At 69.7% G+C, this 20,473-nt stretch carries 20 protein-coding genes, 1 tRNA gene and 1 pseudogene; 13 read left to right on the top strand and 9 right to left on the bottom strand.

Annotated features, from left to right (window positions below; genetic code table 11):
- Nucleotides 1-5: 5 nt before the first annotated feature.
- Together IEY93_RS18770 and IEY93_RS18765 are read right to left on the bottom strand one after the other, a co-directional pair.
- On the bottom strand, nucleotides 6-548 hold the full coding sequence (locus IEY93_RS18770) for a DUF4142 domain-containing protein (RefSeq protein ID WP_189164386.1): 543 nt from the start codon (nucleotides 546-548) through the stop codon (nucleotides 6-8).
- A 163-nt stretch (nucleotides 549-711) separates the two neighbouring features.
- Nucleotides 712-1,719 carry a helix-turn-helix domain-containing protein gene (locus tag IEY93_RS18765; RefSeq protein WP_189164385.1) on the bottom strand — a complete coding sequence of 336 codons (1,008 nt, stop codon included), beginning with the start codon at nucleotides 1,717-1,719 and terminating at the stop codon, nucleotides 712-714.
- Nucleotides 1,720-1,961: 242 nt separating this feature from the next.
- On the opposite strand from IEY93_RS18765, the gene IEY93_RS18760 reads away from it, so the two are divergent.
- On the top strand, nucleotides 1,962-4,973 hold the full coding sequence (locus IEY93_RS18760; RefSeq protein WP_229691252.1) for a S8 family serine peptidase: 3,012 nt from the start codon (nucleotides 1,962-1,964) through the stop codon (nucleotides 4,971-4,973).
- A 125-nt stretch (nucleotides 4,974-5,098) separates the two neighbouring features.
- Here IEY93_RS18760 and IEY93_RS18755 read toward each other — a convergent pair whose 3' ends face one another.
- Nucleotides 5,099-5,710 carry a dihydrofolate reductase family protein gene (locus IEY93_RS18755; protein WP_189164384.1) on the bottom strand — a complete coding sequence of 204 codons (612 nt, stop codon included), beginning with the start codon at nucleotides 5,708-5,710 and terminating at the stop codon, nucleotides 5,099-5,101.
- Nucleotides 5,711-5,964: 254 nt separating this feature from the next.
- Between IEY93_RS18755 and IEY93_RS18750 the strand changes: the two genes are divergently transcribed.
- From IEY93_RS18750 to IEY93_RS18730, 5 genes are all read left to right on the top strand, one after another.
- Complete coding sequence (locus tag IEY93_RS18750; protein ID WP_189164383.1) at nucleotides 5,965-6,519, top strand: AAA family ATPase; 555 nt, start codon at nucleotides 5,965-5,967, stop codon at nucleotides 6,517-6,519.
- A gap of 253 nt (nucleotides 6,520-6,772) precedes the next feature.
- Nucleotides 6,773-7,852 carry a DUF418 domain-containing protein gene (locus IEY93_RS18745; RefSeq protein ID WP_189164382.1) on the top strand — a complete coding sequence of 360 codons (1,080 nt, stop codon included), beginning with the start codon at nucleotides 6,773-6,775 and terminating at the stop codon, nucleotides 7,850-7,852.
- Between the two features lie 51 nt (nucleotides 7,853-7,903).
- A complete protein-coding gene (locus IEY93_RS18740) occupies nucleotides 7,904-8,545 on the top strand; it encodes a maleylpyruvate isomerase N-terminal domain-containing protein (protein ID WP_189164381.1) in 642 nt (213 codons plus the stop codon).
- 231 nt (nucleotides 8,546-8,776) lie between these two features.
- Nucleotides 8,777-9,253, top strand: coding sequence for a MarR family winged helix-turn-helix transcriptional regulator (locus IEY93_RS18735; protein WP_189164380.1), 477 nt, complete (start codon nucleotides 8,777-8,779; stop codon nucleotides 9,251-9,253).
- 480 nt (nucleotides 9,254-9,733) lie between these two features.
- Nucleotides 9,734-10,237: a TIGR03668 family PPOX class F420-dependent oxidoreductase gene (locus tag IEY93_RS18730; RefSeq protein WP_268241568.1), complete on the top strand. Its 504-nt coding sequence runs from the start codon at nucleotides 9,734-9,736 to the stop codon at nucleotides 10,235-10,237.
- Between the two features lie 24 nt (nucleotides 10,238-10,261).
- On the opposite strand, the gene IEY93_RS18725 is transcribed toward IEY93_RS18730, so the two are convergent.
- On the bottom strand, nucleotides 10,262-10,894 hold the full coding sequence (locus IEY93_RS18725) for a response regulator (RefSeq protein ID WP_189164379.1): 633 nt from the start codon (nucleotides 10,892-10,894) through the stop codon (nucleotides 10,262-10,264).
- Nucleotides 10,891-12,063 carry a sensor histidine kinase gene (locus IEY93_RS18720; RefSeq protein ID WP_189164378.1) on the bottom strand — a complete coding sequence of 391 codons (1,173 nt, stop codon included), beginning with the start codon at nucleotides 12,061-12,063 and terminating at the stop codon, nucleotides 10,891-10,893. The genes IEY93_RS18725 and IEY93_RS18720 overlap by 4 nt, the downstream gene beginning before the upstream one ends.
- A 125-nt stretch (nucleotides 12,064-12,188) precedes the next feature.
- On the opposite strand from IEY93_RS18720, the gene IEY93_RS18715 reads away from it, so the two are divergent.
- Complete coding sequence (locus IEY93_RS18715; RefSeq protein WP_189164377.1) at nucleotides 12,189-12,728, top strand: hypothetical protein; 540 nt, start codon at nucleotides 12,189-12,191, stop codon at nucleotides 12,726-12,728.
- A 73-nt stretch (nucleotides 12,729-12,801) separates the two neighbouring features.
- Here IEY93_RS18715 and IEY93_RS18710 read toward each other — a convergent pair whose 3' ends face one another.
- Nucleotides 12,802-13,374 carry a sensor histidine kinase gene (locus tag IEY93_RS18710; protein WP_189164376.1) on the bottom strand — a complete coding sequence of 191 codons (573 nt, stop codon included), beginning with the start codon at nucleotides 13,372-13,374 and terminating at the stop codon, nucleotides 12,802-12,804.
- Between the two features lie 327 nt (nucleotides 13,375-13,701).
- Between IEY93_RS18710 and IEY93_RS18705 the strand changes: the two genes are divergently transcribed.
- Together IEY93_RS18705 and IEY93_RS18700 are read left to right on the top strand one after the other, a co-directional pair.
- On the top strand, nucleotides 13,702-13,935 hold the full coding sequence (locus IEY93_RS18705; RefSeq protein ID WP_229691251.1) for an RNA-binding S4 domain-containing protein: 234 nt from the start codon (nucleotides 13,702-13,704) through the stop codon (nucleotides 13,933-13,935).
- Nucleotides 13,936-14,075: 140 nt separating this feature from the next.
- Nucleotides 14,076-14,151, top strand: a tRNA-Arg gene (locus IEY93_RS18700).
- Between the two features lie 611 nt (nucleotides 14,152-14,762).
- Here the strand turns inward: IEY93_RS18700 and kilB are convergent.
- The 3 genes from kilB to IEY93_RS18685 all read right to left on the bottom strand — a co-directional run bounded on the left by kilB (nucleotide 14,763) and on the right by IEY93_RS18685 (nucleotide 15,936).
- A complete protein-coding gene (gene kilB / locus IEY93_RS18695) occupies nucleotides 14,763-15,167 on the bottom strand; it encodes a plasmid transfer protein KilB (RefSeq protein WP_189164375.1) in 405 nt (134 codons plus the stop codon).
- A 113-nt stretch (nucleotides 15,168-15,280) separates the two neighbouring features.
- Nucleotides 15,281-15,631, bottom strand: coding sequence for a helix-turn-helix domain-containing protein (locus IEY93_RS18690; RefSeq protein WP_229691250.1), 351 nt, complete (start codon nucleotides 15,629-15,631; stop codon nucleotides 15,281-15,283).
- Entirely contained in the window at nucleotides 15,628-15,936 is a 309-nt protein-coding gene (locus IEY93_RS18685; protein ID WP_189164374.1) for a putative quinol monooxygenase, read from the bottom strand. Before IEY93_RS18685 ends, IEY93_RS18690 begins: the two co-directional genes overlap by 4 nt.
- A gap of 11 nt (nucleotides 15,937-15,947) precedes the next feature.
- On the opposite strand from IEY93_RS18685, the pseudogene IEY93_RS18680 reads away from it, so the two are divergent.
- The 4 genes and pseudogenes from IEY93_RS18680 to IEY93_RS18665 all read left to right on the top strand — a co-directional run.
- Nucleotides 15,948-16,487: pseudogene (locus IEY93_RS18680) on the top strand (IS30 family transposase); the annotation flags it as partial.
- Between the two features lie 59 nt (nucleotides 16,488-16,546).
- A complete protein-coding gene (locus IEY93_RS18675; protein WP_189164461.1) occupies nucleotides 16,547-17,242 on the top strand; it encodes an NUDIX hydrolase in 696 nt (231 codons plus the stop codon).
- Between the two features lie 7 nt (nucleotides 17,243-17,249).
- Nucleotides 17,250-18,389, top strand: coding sequence for a 5'-methylthioadenosine/S-adenosylhomocysteine nucleosidase family protein (locus IEY93_RS18670; RefSeq protein ID WP_189164373.1), 1,140 nt, complete (start codon nucleotides 17,250-17,252; stop codon nucleotides 18,387-18,389).
- On the top strand, nucleotides 18,386-20,377 hold the full coding sequence (locus tag IEY93_RS18665) for a hypothetical protein (protein ID WP_189164372.1): 1,992 nt from the start codon (nucleotides 18,386-18,388) through the stop codon (nucleotides 20,375-20,377). The genes IEY93_RS18670 and IEY93_RS18665 overlap by 4 nt, the downstream gene beginning before the upstream one ends.
- The last annotated feature ends 96 nt before the right edge of the window (nucleotides 20,378-20,473 follow it).

Raw genomic sequence — 20,473 nt, 5'->3', positions numbered from 1 at the left:
GGCTTTCACCCGGTCTCCGCCACCTGGGACGCCTGCGCGTGCAGCAGACGGTCGAGGTGGCGGTGGGTGATCGGGGTGGCGGTGCGGGCGAGATGCTTGATCCGCGCCGAGAAGCCGTCCTGGAGTTGCCGTTCGTCGAGGGCGAGTGCCGCCTGATTGCCGTCGATCATCACGGTGAGCCACTCCTGGTCGAACTCCGTGCCGGGCAGGGCGGCCAGCCTGTCGTGGGTGGCCTTCTGGTCGGCGGAGGGCCCGGCCGGGAGTGGCACCTTGAGCTGGCGCGCGGTCCTGGTGAGCGAGGAGTCGAGAACGGTGTGGTCGGTGACCAGCGTGGCGCCGATCGAGCGGACGGTCTCCGTCGTCCCCTTGGCCTGGGCGAGCTTCCCAGCGGCGATCTCGGCCAGGTGGCCCTGGTGCGCCGTGGCGAGGAATTGTCGGTCCTGCCGCGACACCTCGTTCTGCCCGGAGGCGGGCAGGGTGACGGCCAGCGTCAGGACGACGGCCATGGCGACGGCCGCGATCCCGGTGTTGTGGACGCGTGGTGACATCGCCACCCCCTGGGGGTCGGACGCCTCGTTCTCCCTTACTCCGTTTCCATGACAAAGACCCATATGTCCGCCCACTGCGACATATGGGGTAATTGGGACGCCCCACGTGCTCAGGCTGCGGAAACTTCACTCAGAGGCGCGTGTCACCTGTACCAGAGGGTGGTCAGAGCCAGCCGCGGGCGGCGGCCTCGACGCCGGCCTGGAACCGCGTCTCCGCGCCGAGCCTTGCCATGATCGTCGCGATCCGCCGGGTCGCGGTCCGCCCGCTGACGCCGAGCTGGCGGGCGATGGCCTGGTCCTTCAAGCCCGCTTTGAGCATCTGGAGCAGCAGCCGGTCCTCCTCGCCGGGCTCGTCGCGGCCGGGCTCCTCGGCCGGTCCGGAGCGTCCGGCGGTGATCGGGACGGCCCGCTCCCAGTACAGCTCGAACAGCTCGATGAGCGCGTCCAGCAGGCCGGACGGGTGCACGATGGCGAGGCTGTCGTACACGCCGCCGACCAGCGGGACGAGCGCGACCCGCCGGTCCATGATCCGGAGCTTGAACGGGAGGCTGGGCAGCAGCCGGGCCTGCTCGCCGATGGCGGCCAGCTTCAGCACGGTCGCGAACCGGCCGGGGCGGTCCATGGACTCCGGGCAGTACACCGAGCGGACGTCCACCCCGCGCGCGATCATCGCCAGAGTGCTCGCCGTCTCCGTCTCGTTGGTCTCGGGCTGCCCGTTCGCCCACTCCAGGTAGGGCGGTTTGTCGAGTACCCACATGTGCGTGCTGATCGACCGGGTCAGCTCGTCCACCCGCTGGTTGACCGCCGCCCGGCCGGACAGCACCTCGACCAGGCGCCCGGGATCGGTACGCAGCCGTCCCGCCTGGTACACGTGGGCGAGGTCCTCCACCGCCTCCTGCACCCGGCCGAGGGCGGACTCCATCTCCAGCCGGTGGCGGTTGACCAGCGCCGGGACCGCGGTGCGCGGTCCGACCGGCTGGTAGCGACCGGCCGTGACGCGGCGGGCCAGCCCGAGGGAGGTGAGCCGCGTCAGGGCGTGCCGCACCCGGGTCGGGGAGGTGCCGAGCGAGGCGGCGAGGTCGGTGACCCGCTGGTCGCCCTGGTCCCCTGTGTCGAGGAGTGCCCGGTAGACGCGCTCCTCGAAGTCCTTGATCCCAAGTACGTCCAACACCGGCCTGCTCCCAGTGCGGTGAACCCCATAATCTGGCGTATTTCGCCACATTGGCGAAACTGGTCACAAGGGTATCTGGACAACCATAAGTCGCGCGAAGTTCACTTCCCCTGCCGCACCAGGCGTCGCTCTCACTCCCCTGACCGCACGGCCCGCGACGGTTCCGCCGTCGACCAGCTCCCGCTGTTCGCCGACGAGGACGCGGCACGCTCACGCTCCCTCTCGCCCCCGGAGACAGCAAGGTGACCTTCACGTCACGCAGAACCTCCGCCACCCGCGGCGCGCTGGCCCTCACGGCCCTCGTGCTCGCGGTGGCGTCCCCGACGCCGGCGACGGCGGCCGCGGAACCCCCCGTCCCCGTACCGTCGTCCGTCGCCGCGCAGGTCGCCGCCGGCCGCTACCTGGTCACGCTGGCCGAGAAGCCGATCGCCACCTACGAGGGCGGCGTCGGCGGCATCGGCCGCACCAGGCCGGTCAACGGCAAGAAGGTCGACGTCACCTCCACCGACGCCAGGAGGTACCGCGACCACCTCGCCGAGCGGCAGAACCAGGTGGCGGCCACCGTCGGCGCCACCCCGGTGCAGCGCTTCGCCGTCGCGTCCAACACCTTCGTGGCGGACCTGACCGGCGCCCAGGCGCTCAAGCTGATGCGGACGCCCGGCGTCGTGTCCGTCGTGCCCAACAAGCTGCACAAGGCGACCGACGACCGCAACTCCACCGACTTCCTCAAGCTGTCCGGGCCGAAGGGTCTGTGGTCGGCGCTCGGCGGCACCGACAAGGCGGGCAAGGGCGTCGTCATCGGCGTCATCGACACCGGCGTCTGGCCGGAGAGCGCCTCGTTCGCCGCGCCGGCCCTGGACACCGCACAGCCCACCGCGGGGGACCCGTACCGGCCCTACCGCGAGGGCGCGGCGATCGTCATGCGCAAGGCGGACGGCAGCACGTTCACCGGCACCTGCCAGACCGGCGATCAGTTCAGTGCCGACCTGTGCAACCAGAAGCTGATCGGCGCCCGCTATTTCAGTGCGGGCTGGGAGGCCCTGGTGCCGCCCGACCAGCGTGCCGACTACCTCTCTCCCCGGGACGGCGGCGGGCACGGTACGCACACCGCCTCCACCGCGGCCGGGAACGCCGACGTCCCGGCCAAGGCGGGCGGCATCGACTTCGGCCGGATCTCCGGCGTCGCCCCCGGCGCGAAGATCGCGGTCTACAAGGCCCTGTACGAGGGCAAGACGGCGAACGCGACCGGTGGCACCGACCAGGACCTGGTCGCCGCGATCGACCAGGCCGTCGCCGACGGCGTCGATGTGATCAACTACTCGGTGGGCAGCATCTTCGAGTCCGACCCCACCGAGCCGACCCAGCTCGCGTTCCTGCACGCGGCCGCCGCCGGGATCTTCGTCTCCACGGCCGGTGGCAACAGCGGCCCGGACGCGAGCACGCTGGACAACACCGCGCCCTGGCAGACCACGGTGGCGGCGAGCAGCGTCGCGCCGTACTCCGGCAGCGTGCGCCTCGGTGACGGCCGCACCTTCACCGGTGTCAGCACCACCCTCACCGGCGCGGTCGGCCCGGCGCCGCTGGTGCGGGCCGTCGCGGTGAAGAACGCCTCCGCCACCGACGGTGACGCCACGCTGTGCGTCTCCGGCAGCCTGGACCCGGCCAAGACCGCCGGGAAGATCGTCGTCTGCGACCGGGGGGTCAACGCCCGGGTGGAGAAGTCCGCGGAGGTCGCGCGGGCGGGCGGCGCCGGCATGGTGCTGGTCAACCCCGGCGACCAGAGCACGGACGGCGACCTGCACTCGGTGCCGACCGTGCACCTGAACACCCCTGACGCCGCCACCGTGCGCACGTACGCCGGCACCGCGGGGGCACAGGCCACCCTCGTTCCCGGTGGGACGAGCATGCCGTACCCGCAGATCGCGAGCTTCTCCTCCCGCGGACCGTCCCTGACGAACGGCGGGAACCTCCTCAAGCCGGACATCGCCGCCCCTGGTGTGTCGATCCTCGCGGCGGTCGCACCGCCGAGCAACCACGGGCACGAGTTCGACTTCTACTCCGGCACCTCGATGGCCGCGCCGCACATCGCCGGACTGGCCGCGCTCTATCTGGCCAAATATCCGACCATGTCCCCGATGTCGGTCAAGTCGGCGATGATGACCACCGCCGGTGAGATCAAGACCGCGACCGGCGAGACCAGCACCGACGTCTTCGCCCACGGCTCCGGCGAGGTCACCCCGGCCAGGATGTTCGACCCGGGTCTGGTGTACGACTCGGGCGCGCAGGACTGGCTCGGCTACCTCGAAGGCCGTGGCGTGCACACCGGCACCGGCGTGGCCCCCATCGAGACCAGCCAGCTGAACTACCCGTCCATCGCGGTCGGCCAACTGCTCGGCACCACGACCATCACCCGCCGCGTCACCGCGGTGACCCCCGGCGTGTACCACGGCAAGCTCGACATCCCGGGCGTCAGCGCCAAGCTGAGCCCGCACACGCTGAAATTCACCGCCGCCGGGCAGACCAAGGAGTTCACCGTCACCTTCGGCGTGAAGTCCGGCAGCACGACCGGGGCCCAGATCGGCTCGCTGACCTGGACCGGGGCCGGCACGACCGTGCACAGCCCCGTCGTGGTGACCCCGCAGGCCGCCGTCGCCCCCACCACGGTCAAGGGGAGCGGGGAGTCCGGCACCGCCACCTTCCAGGTCACCCCCGGCCTGGCGAAGTTCCCGATCAAGGCCTACGGCTTCGCCGCCGCGGCGCCGATCGCCGGCACGGTGGCCTCCACCGAGAACGACGCCGAGAAGGACTACAAGGTCACCGTCGCGCCGGGCACCAAGGCCATGCAGCTCACCGTGCGGACGGACGACCCGAACGCCGCGCTGATCACGGCGCTCTTCTACCAGAAGGACGGCGACACCGCGATCGGCTCCGGCTCTGAGTTGGTCGGCGTGTCGGACTACGCCAACGACGCCACGCTCAGCGTGCCGAGCCCCAAGCCCGGGACGTACGTGCTGGCGGTGGTCACCTTCGGCGAGCTGCCGGGCACCACGACGACGGCGTTCGGCCTGCAGGCCAACTTCGTGACCGCCAAGGGCGGCATCGGCACGCTGACCGTCTCCCCGGAGCGCCCGAAGGTGACGCCGGGCACCCCGCTGGACGTGACGGTCGCCTGGTCCGGCCTGACCGGCGGCGCCCGGCACACCGGGTACGTCGAGTACGCCGGCGGCCCGGGCACGGTGGTCAGCGTCAACTAGACCGTAGCCGCTGACCAGGAGGAACAGGACCGTCGACGGTCCTCGTGCGGACCGCCGTCCTTGACGGCACCCGGAGCCCCCGGCCATCCCTTCCGGCCGGGGGCTCCGGCGTGCGGACCCTGGTGTCAGTCCCGGGCGAAGGTGCCGGGGACGATGTCGCCCACCGGCTCGTACGTGCCCATCACGACCCCGGTCGTGGAGACGTCACTGGCGAGGAGCTTCAGCCCGGCCGGGATGGTGCCCTCCTCGAACAGGCGCTTCCCCGTCCCGACGACGACGGGGAAGATCAGCAGACGGAACCGGTCGATGAGGTTGTGGCGCAGCAGCGTCCGCATGAGGTTCGCACTGCCGTGCACCTGCAGCTCCGGCCCGTCCTCCCGCTTCAGCGCCGCGACGGCTTCGGCGACGTCCCCCTCGATCAGGACCGAGTTGTGCCACTCCAGGTCGGGACGGCCGCGGGACGCGACGTACTTCACGGCCTCGTTGAGCGGCTTGGCGCCTTCGTCCTCCGACGCGTTCGGCCAGTAGCCGGCGAAGAGGTCATAGGTCCTGCGCCCGAGGACGAGGTCGAACGGCTCGCTCATCGTCTCGTCCATGAACCGGACCACGTGCTCGTCCCAGTAGTTCACCGACCAGCCGCCGTGCGTGAAGCCGCCGTCGTCGTCCTCGCCGGGGCCTCCCGGAGCCTGCATGACGCCGTCGAGCGTCATGAAGGTGCTGGCGATCAGGCTTCTCATGTCTGGTGTCCTTTCGAACGGGTCTCCTGCTGGTTCGGCGCCATCGCCCGAATCTCGGGTGCCGAGAGCGGGGGCGCGGGTCCGGCGGCCGGTCACGGTCACCACCTGCCCCGATGCGCGATGCCCGACACGCTGCCACCGAACATCTGTCCTGTCAAGACTGTAAAAGTTGTCGGTGGTTGGAGCTAGGCTCGGCATGCCGCCCGCCGGCCGAAGCGTCGCCACCGGGCGGTGATGTGCGGCAAGATCGCGGTATGCGGGAGCGCGCGGATCGTCCGAAGGCCGTTGTGCTGATCACCGGGATCTCCGCCGCGGGCAAGTCGACCGTCGCGCAAGGGCTCGCCGAACGGCTGCCGCGATCCGCGCACATCCGGGGCGACCTCTTCCGCCGGATGATCGTGAACGGCGCAGCCGGGATGACCCCTGACCCGGCTCCGGAGGCACTCCGGCAGTTGCACCTCCGGTACCGGCTCGCGGCGTCCACCGCCGACGCGTACTTCGCGGCCGGCTTCACGGCGATCGTGCAGGACGTCGTCCTCGGCCCCGAACTCACCCAATTCGTCTCCCTATTCAGCAGCGCTCCACTGCTCGTCGTCGTCCTCGCGCCCGACGCGGCGACCGTCGCCGAGCGGGAGCGGTCACGGGCGAAGACCGGCTACCGGGACTGGACCGTGGCCCAACTCGACCAGGGGCTGCGCGAAGGAACGCCGCGCATCGGGCTTTGGCTGGACACCTCCGGCCAGACCCCGGACGAGACCGTGCAGGAGATCCTCGACCGCGCCTGGGACGAGGCGGTCGTCGCCACCTGAGGTCCTGAACGCGGGCGGCCGGGCCTGGAGGGCCGGTCGGGTCGCTGGTCTGGAGGCAGTGAAGCGGCGGGGTTGCCGATCTGGCGGCATCGAGCGGGCCGGGCTCCGGCGTTATCGAATCGGCCGCGTCGCCGGCCCGGCGGCCGTGGATCGGGCGGCGCGGCGGAGGGTCGGCTGAAAGTACGGTGGCGGACGGCATGAACCGGGCTTTCGGTCAATGCCGGCGATAGGGACGATTCTCCAGGATGGCCCCATGCCTCCCGACGATCTCCTCCCCGACCCGGCCGAAGTGCGCGGCCGAACAGTACGACGCGCGCCCGCCGGCGTCGTGGATCCTGCGGCCACCCCCGGCCGCCGAAGCCGCATCGCCGCGCTCGACGTCATCCGCGGGTTCGCCCTGTGCGGCATCCTGCTGGCCAACGTGCAGCCCATCGCCAACACCGGCCCCATGGTGGTGACCGGAGCGGGCGCACCCCCCGAGAACGCGTGGATGGGGCTGCTGGTCGAGCAGCGGTTCTTCCCGATCTTCTCGCTGCTGTTCGGCATCGGGTTCTCCCTGCTGCTGGACTCCGCCGCGCACCGCACGGCCCGCCCCCGGGTGCTGCTGCTGCGCCGGCTGCTGGTGCTGCTCGGCTTCGGCCTGGCGCACATGGTGCTGTGGCGCGGCGACGTCCTCACCATCTACGCCGTCGTCGGGCTCGTGGTGCTGCTCCCCTCGACCTGGCTGCCACGCTGGGCCGTCTCCGTGCTGGCCGCCGTGCTGGCGGCGACGTCCCTCGCCCTGTACGGCGGCGGCATCACGCTGGTCCCCGCGCTGTTCCTGCTGGGCTCGGCGCTGACCCGGTTCGGTGTCATCGACCGCATCGAGCGGTCTGCCAAGGTTCCCCTCGCACTGGCAGCGGCCTTCGCGGCCGGCGCGGCGCTCGTATTGTGGTGGCAGGCCGGGACCCGGCCGGACGACGGGCACGCCATCGATTTCGCTCTGGCGCTCGCCGTGCCGGGACTGCTGCTCGCCGGGGCGTACGTCTGCACGCTGCTGGTCCTGCTGCGGACGCCGCTACGGCCGGTGCTGCGGGCCGTCTTCGAACCGCTCGGCCGGATGGCGCTGACCAACTACCTGACGGCCACGGTCCTCGTCATCATCGCCGACCGGGTCTTCGAACTGCCGCTCCGCTCATCCTGGACGGCGGTGTACGCGCTGGCCGGCACCATCCTCGCGGCCCAGTGGCTCTTCTCCACCCTCTGGCTGCGCCGCTACCGGCAGGGGCCGCTCGAATGGATCTGGCGCTGGGCGACCTGGACGCGGCGTCCGCCCCTGCGCCGCGCCGGCTGATCCCGTCATGCGAAGATCGGACGGCACGGGAGCATGGAGGGAAGGGGACCAATGACCCAGACCAGAGATGATTTCCTGTCCGCGGCCCGCGCCGCCGTACGCCTGTTGCGCGATCCGGCGGTCGCCGAGGCGTGGGACCGGCCGAGCGCGCTGGCGGAGTTCCAGGTGAGCGGGCTGGCCGGGCACCTGGCCTACCAGATCCTCGTCACCTGCGACGTCCTGGCCGGGCCGGAGCCGCAGGAGGAGGTCGTGCCGCTCCTTGAGCACTACAACAGGGCCAACTGGATGGGCCGGCCGGTCGAGGACGAGTTCAACGTCCGGATCAGGGCCGGAGGCGAGAAGATCGCGGGCGACGGTCCCGCCGATCTCGTGGCGCGCACCGAAGCGGCCGTCGAGGAGCTGGAGCGCGTGCTGCCCGAAAGGAGCGGCGACCGGCCGGTACGCATGCCGCTGTGGGGACCTTGGTCGCTGTCGCTGGACGACCTGCTGATCAGCCGCATGATGGAGCTCCTGGTGCACTCGGACGACCTGGCGGTGAGCGTGGGCGTCGCGACACCCGAGGTGCCGCCGTCCGCCGCCGAAACGGTGCTCGACCTGCTGACCCGTCTCGCCGTCCGCCGCCACGGCCCGGTGGACGTCCTGCGCGCCCTCAGCCGCGCCGAGCGGGCCCCGGCCACCATCGCGGCCTTCTGACCGGACGCCGCCCCGCCCCGCGCGACGTCCATGCGGTCGCACTACTCGCGCGGGCCGGGGGTCTCGATGCCACGGAACCCGACGGTGACCCGAGGACCGGCCACAGGAGGGCCGCGGTTCGCCCGTAACTCGTCAAATGATCTTGTCGTTCCCCTCTGACATGGGACGATGATCTCCAGCAGCGTACGACCATATCTGCCGTCGCCGGCAAGGGTATTTGGAGATCAAGGCATGTCGATCGATGAGGGCGTGACCGTCGACGAGGGGGTGCGGACGCTTCTGCTCCTCATGCCGCGTCTGGTCGGCCGGGCCAAGCGCACTCCCGTTCCCCAGGCGCTCCAGTCACTGGACCTGGCCCCGCGGCACCTGTCCCTGCTGGCGTACCTGCTGTTCGACGGACCGCTGACCGTGAACGAGCTGGCCGCCCGGCTCGAGGTCGCGCCCACGACGGTGAGTCTCATGGTGGGGGACCTGAGCCGCAAGGGCGTGGTGGACCGGCGCGAGGACGAGGCCGACCGCCGCCGCACCATCGTGAGCATCGCCGAGGCCAACCGCGCCGCGGTGGACGCCTGGCTGGCCTGGGGAGCCCGGGCCTGGCGCAAGGCCCTCGAGCCGCTGACCGCCGAGCAGCGCCGCCTGTTCATCGAGACGCTGCACACCTACGAACGCGAAGTGGCCGCCGAACCCGAGCCACGAGCCCATACCTGAGCCCGGCATCAGAGCATCGTGCGCCGTACGGAACACGCTCGGCGGCGCCGCTCGCCGACCGGCGCGGATTGTCGTATCCCTCTTCGCAGGGATGCCAGGTATCCCTGGTAATCGTGGCAAAAGATCACAAATGCCGCAGTGGAATATAGAACTGCCCAAGGGGTCCGTGAGAGCATCTGTAACGGTCCAGGGTGTCCCCCCGCCCTCGGCCGTGGTGGTCGCCCATGGCGATGCCACCGGAGAACAGGCAGAGTCATGCACGCAAACCCCGTCGATTCGCCACCGCTGCCCCGGCGAGACGAAGCAGAGCGATGTGACGCCACACAGTTCGATCGCCGCTGCGTCCTGCCCTTCGACCACCTGGGCGACCACGTCTACCCGCCACTCCGGCCGGCCGAAGCCTGACCGGAGTTCACCGGTTTCCCACCCGCCGCCGTGGCGGTCGCCCTCCGGGCGCTCGCGCCGTGCTTGGATACGCCCGTGGGCGAGGTCGGAATCGGACCGGACGGCGAGAGCCGTGACCGGCATGCCGATGACCAGGGCGAGCGAGCTCAGGCCAGGGACGAATGGGCACGCGACCGCATGGCCGCCGCCCGGGTGGCCCGGCTCGCGACCGTCGGCGACGACGGCCGCCCGCACCTCGTGCCGGTGACGTTCGCCCTTGAGGGTGAGCGCATCGTGACCGCCGTCGACCACAAGCCCAAGTCGGGCGCGTGGTTGCGGCGCCTGCGGAACATCCAGGTCAACCCGAACGTGTGCGTGCTGGTGGACCACTACGACGAAGACTGGACGGCCCTGTGGTGGGTGCGGGCCGACGGCTTCGCGACGATCCTGGACGGGGAGGACGAGCGCGCCCCGGCACTGCTGGCCCCCCTTGTTGCGAAATATCCGCAATATCGTCCTCAGCCGCCCACCGGCCCACTGATCGTGGTCCAGGTGACCCACTACTCCACCTGGTCCGCCCTGCCCACCTCCCCCACCTGAACCCGCGTCGGATTCCGGCGGCGGTCATGGCTCGTGGACGCCCCTCCCCGCGTACAGAATGGCCGCCTGGACGCGGCTGCGCAGGCCGAGCTTGCCCAGCATCCGGCTGACATGGGTCTTCGCCGTCGCCTCGGTCATGTCCAGCTCGCGGGCGATCTCGGCGTTCGACAACCCCCGCGCCACGCAGGCCAGCACCTCACGCTCGCGCGGTGTCAGCACCCCGAGATCGGACGGCTTACGCTCGCTCGTCTCGGCGAACGCGGCGATCAGCCGCCGGGTCACCGAGGGCGCGATCAGCCCGTCGCCGCGCGCCACCAGCCGTACGGCCTGGACGAGGGAATCCGCGTCGGTGTTCTTGAGCAGGAAACCGGCGGCACCGGCGCGCAGCGCCCCGAAGACGTACTCGTCCAGGTCGAAGGTCGTCAGGATCAGCACGTCGGCGATGCCGCTCAGCTCGCGGGTGGCCGAGATGCCGTCCAGGCGAGGCATCCGAATGTCCATCAGGACGACGTCGGGCCGCAACTCGCGGGCCGTCTCGACGGCGGCACGCCCGTCGGCCGCCTCCGCGACCACCTCGATGTCCGGCTGACCCTGCAGGATCAGGACGACGCCCGCGCGCACCGCCGCGTGGTCATCGGCGACGAGGACCCTGATCATTCGCGGCCCCCGCCGTCCCGAGCCTGGCCGCCGTCCGCCGGGAGCGTGGCCGACACCGCCCACCCGTCCCCCTCGGCGCCCGCGCTGAACGAGCCGCCCACCAGCGCCGCGCGTTCTTCCAGACCGACCAGCCCGGTGCCGGACCCCGGCAGACCGGTCGGCGTGGACGACACGGGATTGCGTACGGACAAAACCACCTCGCCGGCCCGCCCGTAGTCGACCGTCACCCTCGCCTCGCCCGTGCCGTGCCTGAGCGCGTTCGTCAGCGCCTCCCGCAGGATGCGGTAACCCGCCAGCTCGACCGAGGGCGCGAGATCGCGGGGCGTGCCGGAGACGTTCAGCTCGATGCGCATGCCGGCCCGGCGTGAGCGTTCGACCAGGTCGGCGAGGTCCTTCAGCCGATGTTCCACCAGTCCGGGATCGTCGCCCTCGGCGCGCAGCAGCCCGATCATCGTCCGCATCTCGGCCATCCCCCGCACGCTGTTCTCCCGGATGGACGCGAGGACGCTTCGCACCGTCCGATCGTCCAGGTCGTTCCGGGCCATGACCGCGGCCGCCTGGATCGCGACGGCGCTGAAGTGGTTGGCGACCAGGTCGTGCAGCTCACGCGCCATGCGGGCACGCTCCGCCGCGACCGCCGCCTGACGGTCCAGTCCGGCGAGCCGGGCCGTCTGGTCCGCACGGGCGCGCTCGGCGATCGCCTGATCCCGATGCTGCCGGACGATCACGGCGGTGATGGCGGGAGTGGTCAGGACCAGCCCTCCCTGGACGGCACCGATCGCCAGGGCGGCCCAGTTCCTGGCGGCGAACCCGCTCACGGCGCCGACCACGACGGCCAGCACGGACGTGACGCCGAGGAGCCAGGTGGCCAGCCGCCGTGGACCGTACAGCGCCGCCGCGTAGATGTTGTCGGTGAACACCAGGACGGTGCCGAGCGAGGGGCCGAGCAAGACGTCCGCCGTGATCGCGACCACGCCGAGGACCAGCGCTGTCACCGGTGCCCGCCGCCGCACCGCGACCCCGATCGAGGCGACCGCCAGCGGCGGCGCCAGCAGGACGGCCGGCGTGCCACGGTGGACGTAGGCGCCGCCCGCGAGCAGGACCAGACCGCCGCCGAACACCACCGCGGCCATCAATGCGTCCTGCCGGAACGGCTGCATGCCCGCCATCCCATCACGCGGCTCCTACCGCCCGACACCGCCTCGGGTACGGTCCGCCCTACACACAAAGGTGTAGTCCGAACTCGTCAACGCCGCCGACGACAGACCTCGCCATCCTGTCCACCCTGGAAAGCGTGATCCTGGCTGTCATCATCGGTTGCGAGATCGGCTTCTGGGTGCTGCTCGGCCTCGGCCTGCTCGCACGGTACGTCATGCGCGCCCGCCGGCTCAGCGCCGTACTGCTGCTCTGCGTGCCGCTCGTGGACGTCGTCCTGCTCGTCGCCACCGTGGCCGACCTGCGCGCGGGCGGCACGGCGAACTGGACGCACGGGCTGGCCGCGGCCTACATCGCCTACTCGGTCGTCTTCGGGCACCGGACGCTCCGCTGGGCGGACCAGGTGGCAGCGCACCGGCTCTCCGATGGCCCGCCGCCGCGCAAGCCGCCCGCCGGCCGCACGGCCAGAGCCCGCTACGAGTGGGGCATCTGGGCACGCATCGTGCTCGCGTACGGCATCGCCTGCGCGCTGCTGGTCCTGGCGATCTGGGCGATCGGCGATCCGGCCCGCACGGAGGAGCTCTGGACGTTCATGCTGGGCCTGGGACGGGTGCCGCTGATCGCCCTGATCTGGCCGCTCAGCTACACGATCTTCCCCAAGAAGCCCCGCCCGCAGTGACGGCCGCGCTTATAGAGGTCTGGTGCGGCGGGGCACGCTGATCAGTGCGTGGCCGTGGCGAGGGCGGATCAGGTCACCGACGGCACGGCAACTCGGCGTGGACGCGCCACCCTCCCTGGTACGGCCCGGCCGTCAGCCATCCGCCGACCTTCTCCGCGCGGCGCCGGGCCGCTTCCAGCCCCCCATGCTCCGTACGGCCGGCGTGCGTCCTGCCGCTCAGCGCACTGTCCACGGTCACGGTGAGCAGGTTCGGCTTGTACCCCAGCACCACAGAGGCATGTGGCGTGCCGTGTTTGAGGGCGTTGGTCAGGGACTCGTGGATGATCCGCATACCGGCGAGGTCCACCGGATCGGGCAGCATGCGCGGCGATCCGGCCACGTGAAGTCGCACCGCCAGGCCGCCCTTGCGGGACGCGTGGACGAGGTCGGCGAGACTGGGACGCGGATAGTCGTACTGGGCGCGCAGCAGGAGACGGGTCAGCTCGCGGACATGCTGCGAGTGCGCCTTCGCCACGGCCGCCTTGTGGCGCCGTCGCGTCAGCAGCACGGCCGCGATGACCACGGCTCCCAGGAAGGTCAGCGCGACGGCCGCGGCGACCTGCGCCGAGTGACCGACCGTACCGAGAAAACCCGGGTGCTGGTTCATACTTCAACCCCGCAGGTCCTGATCTTGAGAGCCACCTCTGGTGGTCGAGTGGTTCATTGCCCCCCCACCCGCCGCCACGCCCACACCCGCGAAACTTTGCGGAGGTATTGACCCCTTTGAACCCTTTAGCCCCGCCTCCCGAGCCTCGCTGAGCGGAGTTTCGACGCGGCCTATCCCCCGGCGCGGCCGGCTACGGCAGCCCGGCACGACCCCGCGCAGGGGAGGTGCCCAAGCCGCCCCGCACTTCATGCCTGAACCTCAGACCAGCCCTCACACGCAGACCTGGGACACGTGGAGCAGTCTCCTGGTCCTGCCTATGCTGAAGCCGTGAACGCGAACTTCCTGGAAGGCACCTTCCAGCTGCGCAGCGACTACATCCCGCTCTGCGACCTGCTCAAGATCTGCGACATCGCCGAGACCGGCGGTGAGGCCGGGTTGCTGATCATCGACGGCGAGGTCATGGTGGACGGCGAGGTGGAGCTCCGCAAGCGCGCCAAGATCCGCGCCGGCCAGGTCGTCAGCGGCGACGGCTTCCGCATCCACATCGCCCCCGCCCCCTGACCACCCCGGGCGCCGCACCCGGTCCGAGCCCTTTCGCCTCACCCCGCCACCCCCGGTCAGAGCCGGACCCCGGACTCGCTTCCCGTATCGGTTCGGCACACCCCCAAAGACCCGCTATGCTTATCGAGGCAGTGAGGCAAGCGGCCGTAGCTCAATGGATAGAGCATCTGACTACGGATCAGAAGGTTGGGGGTTCGAGTCCTCCCGGCCGCGCCACAGAAAAGCCCAGGTCATCCCCGTGATGACCTGGGCTCTTTCGTGTCTCGATCAGTGGTTGCCGTCCGGCTGTGTCCGGTTGCCATCGGGCGCGTCCGGCTGACTCTTCCCAATGCTTTCCCGCGGGGGTGGGGCGTAGGACTTCGCTGATCAGGCGCATGGATCGCTCGTCTTGGCCAACGAGGCACTTGGCATAGGTGCGCAGAAGTACCTCCACGCTGTTGCCGGCCCAGCCGGCCACCCGCTGCGCGGATACCCCTGCGTTGAGCCAGGTGGACAGGCAGGCATGCCCCAGGCCGTAAGGGCGCTTCGCGAGCGGTGAGCGGTGAGCGGTTGTGTCCACGGAGGTGGTGTGCGGGTTTCCGCTGGTAGTTGGCGTGGCGAGGGACATCTCGTGATCATTGTGGCCCTGGCGCGCGCTGGTGGAGTAGATCGAACAGGAGGATCCGGATCTGTTGTGATCCTTTGGTGAAGACCATGGCCGAGACGTTGATGTGGGTCGAAGCCGACGGAATGTGCAACGCCTCCTACGGCACTCCCAGCCGCGAGCGGACCAACCGGCATAACGGCGACCGGACGGCGGCAAGGGTTCTCTTGGCAGTTCGAGATCGCTAGATGTGGAGCTGCTGGACATCAACTGCGGCTGCCTGAGTGAAGTCGAGAAGGGCTCGGCGGGCCTTCCGACCTCGACCAGTACGATCTTGCTCATCTGTGGCGTCGTGGATTTCTTCGGTCAGCTTCAACGCCAACGATGCCAAGCTATCGAGTTCTGGGTTTGTTGTGACCAGCCGGAGCCTGTAAAGCGCGGCCGTCGCGTTGGCGCGCTGGCGATAGGACTCATCTCGTGCCGTAGCGTACGCGGCGCTCTGGGAGTTTTCCTGTTCCCTGTGCCATCGGTCGTTCTGGCTCTTTCGGAAATCCGTAAGCGCGCTGGCGAAGGTGCTGTACGTTGCCAGACGTTCTTGCCACAGTCGTTCTTCCCGCGCGGACTGTCGCGCCTGCTTGGCAGTCCGCATCTGGAAAATGTATGTGGCGGTGGCGCCCAATAGTGTCCCCAAGATTGCTACGAGACTCGTTACCATGCTCTCCATTTGACCAGTGGATCACGCGCACGTGCCGCCGTCATGCGCTATCGCGGTCCGGTACTACTCGGCCGGCGGGACGGGCGCCGGGCGTAGCCCCACCCGCAGCGAGTGCGCCTCGACAGCACCAGCCGAAGGCCGACCGTCCCAGGGATCTCATCGGCGGCCGCGGCGACCACCGGCGCTTCGGCGGCCAGCTCCGACAGCGGTACGTCCAGCGCTTCGGCCAGCTTCTCCAGCACCGACATGCGGTCGACCTTGCGGACCTCGCGCTCGACCTGGGATACCCAGGCCACCGACCGGTCGATCAGCCGGGCCAGCTCCGGCTGCGAGAGGCCGCGCCGCTTGCGCTCCTGGGCGATGCGCTGGCCAAGCGCGCGCTGGTACTCGATGCTCACGCGCCCGTTCCCTTACCGCTCTGCAATTGCAACCAGTCGACCTCGGTGGAGGACAGGAACTCGCCCCGAGCGCTGAGGAAGTGCTTGGTGTGGGCCTGCTCCTCGTGGGCGTCGAAGGCCGCCCGGTCACGGTACAGCTCATAGAAGATCCGCAGGAGTGGCCGGCCGTCGACCCGATGCGAGGCGTACACCAGCGTCCCCGGCTCCCTGTCGCGGATCTTCTCGATCGTCTCGGCGACGAGCTGATCGAACGCCTCCGCGCTCGCCTCGTCCTTGCAGGTGAACCGGACAACTAGACCGAACACGCACACCCTCCCTTGATCGCAGGCCCGTCCAGGCCGCGGTGACCGGTACTCGACTACGAGATCTCATCATCGGCATCGTCCGCTCGGCGATCGGCACCCTGGTCGAGCGCACGACCCGGTTCACCCTGCTGTTGCACCTGCCCCGGATGGAGGACTACGGCACACAGGAACGCGTGAAGAACGGCCCGGCGCCGGTCGGCTGCGGTGCCGAAGCCGTGCGGGACGCGATCACCAAAGAGATCACCGGGTTGCCCGGACAGCTACTCCGCTCGCTGACCTGGGACCGGGGGACAGAACTGACCCAGCACGCGCAACTGCGCATCGACACAGGTGTACGGGTCTATTTCGCCGACCCGCACAGCCCCTGGCAGCGAGGCACCAACGAGAACACGAACGGACTGCTACGCCAGTACTTTCCCAAAGGCACCGACCTACTCGCAGCATCATCGCCACCTTGCCCCTTTGTAGCGTCCGTCCTTGATCGGGATGTCTCCTCGATCGGCGCATCGGCCGGTTCCACGATTTGGGCGAGCGGGGCGAGGCTGGCATGAGTACCCTCGTACTCGACGAAGGACTTCCTGTCGATCTGACAAAAAGCTATGGTGTGCTCATGCCCGACGACCCATGGCAGCCGCCGCGCATCCTGCTGGCGGTCGACCTGGTGATCCTGACCCTGCGCGATGCGCGCCTGCACGTCCTGCTGGTGGAACGTGGTATCGACCCTTTCCGTGGGGCCCTCGCTCTGCCAGGCGGCTTCCTGGGCGACGAGCACGAGGAGATCGAGGCGGCGGCGCGGCGCGAGCTGTCAGAGGAGGTGGGCCTGTCCGACATGCACCTGGAGCTCCTCGCCGTCTACGGCGAGCCGGGCCGCGATCCGCGCGGCCGCGTCGTATCCATCGCCTACCTGGCCATTGCGCCCCGCCTGCCGGAGCCGATCGCCGGCACCGACGCTGCCAACGCCTCCTGGACATCGGTGGACGAGGCCCTGGGCCCGGGCACGAAACTGGCGTTCGATCATCGCCGCATCCTCATTGACGGGGTCGAGCGCGCGCGTACCAAGCTGGAGCACACCGCCTTGGCCACCGCGTTCTGTACCGAGACCTTCACTATCTCGGAGCTCCAGCAGGTGTACGAAGCGGTCTGGGGTGTGCGCCTCGATCCCCGCAACTTCTACCGCAAGGTCCAGGGTGCCCGCGGCTTCATCGTCGCCGACGGCCCGATGCGCAAGACCTCGAACGGGAGGCCCGCCCGGCTCTTCAAGGCGGGTCCGGTCCACGTCCTCAATCCCCCGATGACTCGGCCTTAGGAGGTCGATGGTCGTGATCGTGATTCTCACCGCGCTGGATCTGGAGTATCAGGCCGTCCGCGAGCACCTGACCGACCCGCGCGTGCACCGCCACACCGCCGGCACGCGCTTCGAGCTCGGCCGCCTGACGGGCGACGGGCGCCGGGTAGCCCTGGGCCTGGTCGGCAAGGGCAACCATCCGTCGGCGGTGATCGCCGAGCGGGCGATCGCCGAGTTCTCACCGTCGGCGCTGCTGTTCGTGGGGATCGCTGGGGCCCTGTGGCCCGGCATCGGCCTGGGCGACGTGGTGGTGGCCACGCATGTGTACGCCTACCACGGCGGCACCAGCGAGGACGACAGCCTCAAAGCCCGCCCGCGCGTCTGGGAGATCGACCACGAGACCGACCAGATCGCCCGCCACCTGTACCGCACCGAGACCTGGACCCGCCGCCTGCCCGCGGGCGCGGCCGTGCCCGCGGTGCGCTTCGGCCCGATCGCGGCCGGCGAGGTCGTACAGGACTCCGCGGTCTCCGCGCACGCCCAGTGGGTGCGGCAGACCTACAACGACGCACTCGCGATCGAGATGGAGTCAGCCGGCGTGGCGCAGGCCGCCCATCACAACAGGTCGCTGCCCATGGCCGTGATACGCGGCATCAGCGACCGCGCCGACGGCACCAAGACCGCGACCGACGGCCTGAACTGGCAGCCGAAGGCTGCGGCCAGCGCCGCGGCCTTCGCCATGGCCCTCGCTCAGGAACTGGCGGCGGAGCACGAGAACCATCCGGCGAGAGAGGCGAAAGGCATGACCGACAGCGTGAAGAACATCGCCCGCGACAACGCCCGGGTGGGCGTGCAGGCCGGACACATCCACGGCAACGTCACCATCGGCCACCCGCTCCAGACCCAGACAACAGACCCGGCCGCCCAGCTCGCCGAGCTGCGCGAACGGCTTGCCAGGGCGCGCAAGGCACAGGAAGTGGACGAGGACACGTTCACCGCGGCGGAAGAGGAGATCGCCGTCGCCGCCGAGTCGCTGTCCGAGAGCACCGAGCAGGGCAGGAGCAAGGCGATGATCGCACTGAAGAGACTCCGCGGGCTCCTGGCGGACGTGGCGGAACTGGCGGCGCACGTGGCGGCCGTCATCGCGGCCATACGGGGCGTCCTGTGAACGATTCCCGCTCCGGCCCGACCAACCTAGCCACCGACTCGGCGTACGTCGCCGTCCAGGCGGAGGCCATCCACGGACCTGTCAATGTCTACCAGGTCACGGCCGCCCCTTCACCCGAGGAGACCTTCAAGGCGGGGCTCAACTCCCTGCGCGCGGGGATGGCTCCGGAGGCCCGCAAATACATTCGCGACGCCGTGGTCCTGTGCAACTACGTCAACGGTCAGTCCTGCTTCTACCTGCTGCTGGCCCTGCTCAGCGGACGCACCCTGCAGCAGGTGCCGCCGAAGGAGATCGCCGTACTGCGCTCCGTGCGCGGCGCCGTCAAGAACGACGACGAATGGGCCGACGCGATCAAGCTGGTCGACCACCTCCTGACGTCCCGATCTACGGAGGGTGGAGCCGCCGACGTAGAGCAGGAGCTCCAGAAACTGACCGACGGGCAACGCAACGACGTCCTGCAGCACATGGAGATGTTCCTGGACAGCTCCGCCGAGGACACCCTCTGGGCACGCGCCTTCGACGCGGCCAGGAGCGACCGCTACGCGAAGGATCGGCTGCGCCGGGCCTGGAAATTCTTCCAACCGGAACCCATCGGCGCACGGGTACGGCCGGCGGATCCCGTCCTCATCCGACCCGGCATCTGGACCGGAGCCGCGGCGACCACCGCGCTGGCCCTGGTGACCGTCGGCTTCATCGGCGCCACGGCATGGCAGCACAACGGGACAGCGACGGTGCCCGCCCTGCTGGCTCTCGCGGCCGGCTGCTACGCGAGCGTGCGCAGCGGCGTGGAGTGGCGGTGCAGAAAGCAGCGCCGCCAGGCAAAGGACCGCGAGTATCTGCGCCGGTCGGTCACCACGCGCGGCGATGGTTTCGCGAGCAAGATCGACCGGCAGTTCGACCACTATTTCGCGCTGTACACCCCGCGCGATGCGGACAGGGCTCGTTGGCTCTCGGAGACGGCGGGCGTCCGCCGGGCCTTGCGTGACGAGGTCGTCACCATCTACCGGGAGAGCACGGTCAACGCCAAGCGAGTCGCCTGGCTCACCAGATACCTGGTCGCCGACGTCGCGCGGCGCTGGCAGGCGGGCAAGCTGTGGGACTACCGCAAGGAGTTACGCGTCCCCTTGCTGGTGAAAGCGATGTGCGTGCTCGGGGCGATCGCGGCGGCCACGGCAGGCGCCTTTCTGATCTGGAGCGGCGCGCACGTGAGGCCGCTCATCGTGCCGCTGTCCGCATTCGTCGCCCTGGCTTCAGTCTGGCTCGCGGCTCGCATCTGGTTGCCCATCGCCACGGAGTACAAGCGCCACTCCGCCGACAAGGCGGAAAAGGAGAGTCTGCTGGCCGGCCGCCAGGCGGCTTTCGACCGGTGGAAGCGCAAACTCGCCGACAGACCAGATGATCTGGAGATGGCCCGCTGGCTGGAGTGTGACCGCAAGGCGCTGATGGAGGAGGCGATGGGCTTCTACAGGCTGAAGCGGCAGGACGTCCTCGCCCACGCCTTCATCGAGGCGCCCGCCACACCCTCCTACGACAGGGCGCGCATTGAGAACGGGCCATGGCGCTATTCGAAATACAAGATCCTGCTCTTCCTGCTCACCAAGGACGGCGTGCGGCAGTTAACCGTGCACCTCGACTTCCAGAAGGCCATATTTCGCAGCCGGGCACGCACCAACTACCGCTATGACGCGTTCACCTCCGTCCAGGTGGCCGAGACCGACAACGGAGAGAACGTCTTCGAGCTGACGCTGACCAACGGCGACCCGATCAAGGTCAAGGTGACCGATCCGCCCACAGATGTCACCCAGAAAGAGGACAAGGATCCGCAAGGCGCGTCACAGGTGACCCTCAGCACGGCAGGGCTCGGCAACGCCCTACACGTCCTGGAGGGCGTCGCCGCGGAGGGCAAGGAGTGGATGGCCTTGGAACGTCAACGTGAGAAAGTCCCCCTCGCGGAGATGAGTAAGGCCGTGAACGCCATCTTCGTCTGACGAAGCATGATCCATCGGTGAACAACTTCCGATGATCGTTAGTTCGGAAGACATGAGGTGTGTGCGACAGGGGTGGCCATGTGGCCATGTGCGAGG

Origin of the sequence: Sphaerisporangium melleum, assembly GCF_014646695.1 — a bacterium.
Classification (GTDB): Bacteria; Actinomycetota; Actinomycetes; order Streptosporangiales; family Streptosporangiaceae; genus Sphaerisporangium; species Sphaerisporangium melleum.
This window is presented reverse-complemented; position numbering and strand designations above follow the sequence as displayed.